Annotated in this window: 3 protein-coding genes; 2 read left to right on the forward strand and 1 reads right to left on the reverse strand. The window is 32.3% G+C overall.

Annotated elements, in window-relative coordinates:
• Both ACH2BO_RS09635 and ACH2BO_RS09640 read left to right on the forward strand, forming a co-directional pair.
• On the forward strand, window positions 1–838 hold an 838-nt coding region (locus ACH2BO_RS09635; RefSeq protein WP_395044532.1), incomplete at its 5' end, for a thiamine pyrophosphate-dependent enzyme.
• A gap of 2 nt (window positions 839–840) precedes the next feature.
• Window positions 841–2,475 (forward strand): 2-oxo acid dehydrogenase subunit E2, encoded by a 1,635-nt coding sequence (locus ACH2BO_RS09640; RefSeq protein ID WP_395044533.1) that lies wholly within the window; start codon window positions 841–843, stop codon window positions 2,473–2,475.
• Between the two features lie 238 nt (window positions 2,476–2,713).
• Here ACH2BO_RS09640 and ACH2BO_RS09645 read toward each other — a convergent pair whose 3' ends face one another.
• Entirely contained in the window at window positions 2,714–3,949 is a 1,236-nt protein-coding gene (locus tag ACH2BO_RS09645) for a glycosyltransferase (RefSeq protein ID WP_395044534.1), read from the reverse strand.
• Window positions 3,950–4,007 lie beyond the last annotated feature (58 nt).

The following is a 4,007-nucleotide window of genomic DNA, read 5'->3' on the forward strand; positions in this document are numbered from 1 at the left end:
CGCTATGGACTTGACAAAAGACAAAATGATTACTGCTTATAGAAATCACGTGCAACCCATTGGAATGGGCGTTGATCCAAGAAGAGTAATGGCGGAACTTATGGGAAAAGTTACTGGAACCTCAAAAGGAATGGGTGGCTCGATGCACATTTTCTCAAAAGAATTCAGGTTTTATGGCGGCCACGGAATCGTGGGCGGACAAATTCCTTTAGGAGCTGGACTTGCTTTTGCCGATAAATATTTTGAAACTGGTGGTGTAACGATGACTTATTTTGGCGATGGTGCTTCTCGACAAGGTTCCTTGCACGAAGCTTTTAATATGGCAATGCTTTGGAATCTTCCAGTAGTTTTTATCGTAGAAAATAATGGTTACGCTATGGGAACTTCTGTAGAAAGAACTGCAAATCACCCTGACATTTGGAAACTTGGTTTAGGATATGAAATGCCTTGTGGTCCAGTTGATGGAATGAATCCAGTAAAAGTTGCCGAAGCAATGACCGAAGCAATAGAAAGAGCACGTCGTGGCGATGGACCAACATTTTTAGAAATGAAAACGTACCGATTTAGAGGTCACTCAATGTCAGATGCTCAATTGTATAGAACAAAAGATGAAGTAGAAGAGTATAGAAAAATTGATCCGATAACGCAAGTTTTAGATATAATTAAAGAAAAAAAATACGCTTCAGAAAAAGAAATTGAAACAATTGATGAACGAGTTAAAAATTTGGTTGAAGAATGTGAAAAATTTGCAGAAGATTCACCATTTCCAGAAATTCAACAATTGTATGATGTAGTATACGAACAAGAAAATTATCCTTTCATTTCTCATAGATTATAATTATGGCAACAGTAATAAATATGCCTCGTTTAAGCGATACAATGACAGACGGAACTGTTGCAACTTGGCTTAAAAAAGTTGGCGATACTATAAAAGAAGGCGATATTCTTGCAGAAATTGAAACTGACAAAGCTACAATGGAATTTGAATCGTTTAATTCTGGAGTATTACTTCACATTGGAATTCAAGAAGGAGAAACTGCACCAGTAGATTCGCTTTTAGCAATTATTGGTAATGAAGGAGAAGATATTTCAGCATTATTATCTGGAAATAAACCAGCAGAAACTTCTGAAAAAGTTGAAGACAATTCTAAATCGAATGAATTGGCACAGGCAAAACCCGAAACTTCAAACTCGAAACCCGCAACTATTCCTGCTGGAGTAAAAGTAATTACAATGCCGCGATTGAGTGACACAATGACTACTGGAACTGTAGCAAATTGGTTAAAAAAAGTGGGTGACGAAGTTAAAGAAGGAGATATTCTTGCAGAAATTGAAACCGATAAAGCCACAATGGAATTTGAATCTTTCAATTCAGGAACATTATTATTTATAGGAATTAACGAAGGCGAAACTGCACCAGTTGATAGCGTTTTAGCAATAATTGGTCCAGCAGGAACAGATATTTCTGGAATTGCAGAAAATTATGGAAAAGCACAAACAGTTGTAGATTCAAAAACAGAAAAAGTTGAAGAAAGTAAAGACGTAACTTCTAATTCAAATCTTCCAACATCCAATTCTACTGACAGAATTTTTGCATCACCATTGGCTAAACAAATTGCTAAAGACAAAGGAATTCAATTATCGCAAGTAAAAGGATCAGGAGAAAATGGTAGAATTGTGAAAAGCGATGTAGAAAACTTTACAGTTGCTGCACCAGTTTCAACACAAACAACACAACCTGAAACAGTTAACTCGAAACTCGCAACTGTTCAACCTTTCATTCCAGCAGGAGAACAATTTTCAGAGAAAATCCCAAATTCTACAATGCGTAAAGTTATTGCTAAACGTTTGTCAGAGTCAATTTTCACTGCACCACATTTCTACCTAACAATAGAAGTTGCAATGGACGAAGCAATTAAATCTCGTGCCACAATAAATACTATTCCAGATACCAAAGTTTCATTTAACGATATGGTTATTAAAGCTTGTGCAATGGCATTGAAAAAACATTTAAAAGTAAATTCACAATGGTCTGACGATGCAATTACAATAAATCACCATATAAATATTGGTGTTGCGGTTGCTGTAGAAGATGGATTGGTAGTTCCAGTTTTAAAATTTGCAGATCAAATGAGTTTGTCTCAAATTGGTGGAAATGTAAAAGATTTAGCAGGAAGAGCAAAAATTAAAAAATTACAACCTGCCGAAATGGAAGGAAGTACTTTTACGGTTTCAAATCTTGGAATGTTTGGCATTACCGAGTTTACTTCTATAATAAATCAACCCAATTCAGCAATTTTATCAGTTGGAGCAATTGTAGAAAAACCAGTTGTAAGAAACGGAGAAATTGTAGTAGGAAACACAATGAAAGTTACATTAGCTTGCGATCACAGAACTGTTGATGGCGCAACTGGAGCACAATTTCTTCAAACATTAAGAACTTTTTTAGAAAATCCGGTTACAATGTTGGCATAAAACAATTTAAAATATTTAAAAATCCTGTTCATTTATTCTGAATTTATTTCAGAATCTGAGCAGGATTTTTTTATTCTGAATTTATTTTAGAATGTTATACTCAATACAAAAGTTTTTTAGCCCTGATTGAAATGGAAATCCTTGCCTTTTTAGGCAAGATTGAAATGAAAAGCAGGAATTACAATTGTAGAAATGCCCAAGCCATTCGCTACTAAAAAAAAAATTGTATTGAATAAAATTATCTTTTTTTATTCTTTTCTTCAATCCATCGAGACATGTATTTTGTACTCTGCAAAGAATGATGTTGTAATAAAGTTCCAATAAAATTTTGTTCTCTATGTTGTTTCAAATTCATTTGAATATCCAAAATAAATGTAGCAAAATCCAAATCAAATTTAGATTTTAAAAATCGATTATTTATAATTTCAAAACCATTTATTTGAGATTTTTGCCATACATTTTCATCTGTATACAGTAAAATTGCATTGTTTACAAAATCTTCTGGATTATCGTTTATAAAACCATTCCAATATAAATTTCCATTCATAGCTTCTGCACCAATTGAAGAAGTTACACTTGGAGTTCCACATTGCATTGCTTCAAGAAGTTTGCCTTTAATTCCTGCACCAAATCGAATTGGAGCCAAAACAACTCTGGCTTTTTTAACAACTTCAAATGCATTTTCTGCTCTTCCCATTATATAAAAATTGGATTTTGGTTTGTGTAATTCCAACACTTTTTGTGAAGGATAAGCACCATAAATTAGCATTTTAGCATCACTAAATTTGTTAAAAAGTAATGGCCAAATCACCTCGTGTAAATACTTCACACAATCCCAGTTAGGTTCGTGAAGAAAATTTCCTATAAAAATAAAATCTTTCCTTTCATTGTAGTTGGGTAAATTTTCTTCAAAGTTATCAACCAAAATGGGTAAATAATAAAGTAACGATTTATCTATTTTAAATAAATTGGTAAGTAAATCAATTTCATATTCAGAAACTATTAAAGAAACATCACATCTGTAAATACTTGCAATTTCTCTTTTTGCAAAATCAGAAGTTAGCAAACTTTTAGTATTAAAATATCTATTTTCTTTTACTGCAATTTGTCTTTCATAACGCAAAGAATGTAAATCTTCTGTATCTAAAATTCGTAAAGCATTTGGACAATTTTCTAAAATTCGCCATCCAAATTGTTCTTCAGTTAAAAATCTATCAAATAAAACAACATCTGGATTTAGTTGTTTTACAAAATCATCAAAAGTTTCAGAATTTAATTCAATTTTCACAAATTCAATCGAATGCTTTTCTAAATCTTCAGAAAATTCTATATTCTGAGCTGTACTTGCAAATGTTATTAAATAATTCTCTTTTTGAAACAAATCTATAAGTTGCATCATTCTGTTTCCAGCAGCAGATGAATTAGGTTCAGGCAAAACAAAACCAATAATTAATAATTGTAACGACTTTTGCATAAAAAGTAAATAGTTTACAAAGAAAACATTTAATTTTGCAACTAAATAAAATCATTCA

This window comes from Flavobacterium sp. (assembly GCF_043773265.1).
Lineage (GTDB): Bacteria > Bacteroidota > Bacteroidia > Flavobacteriales > Flavobacteriaceae > Flavobacterium.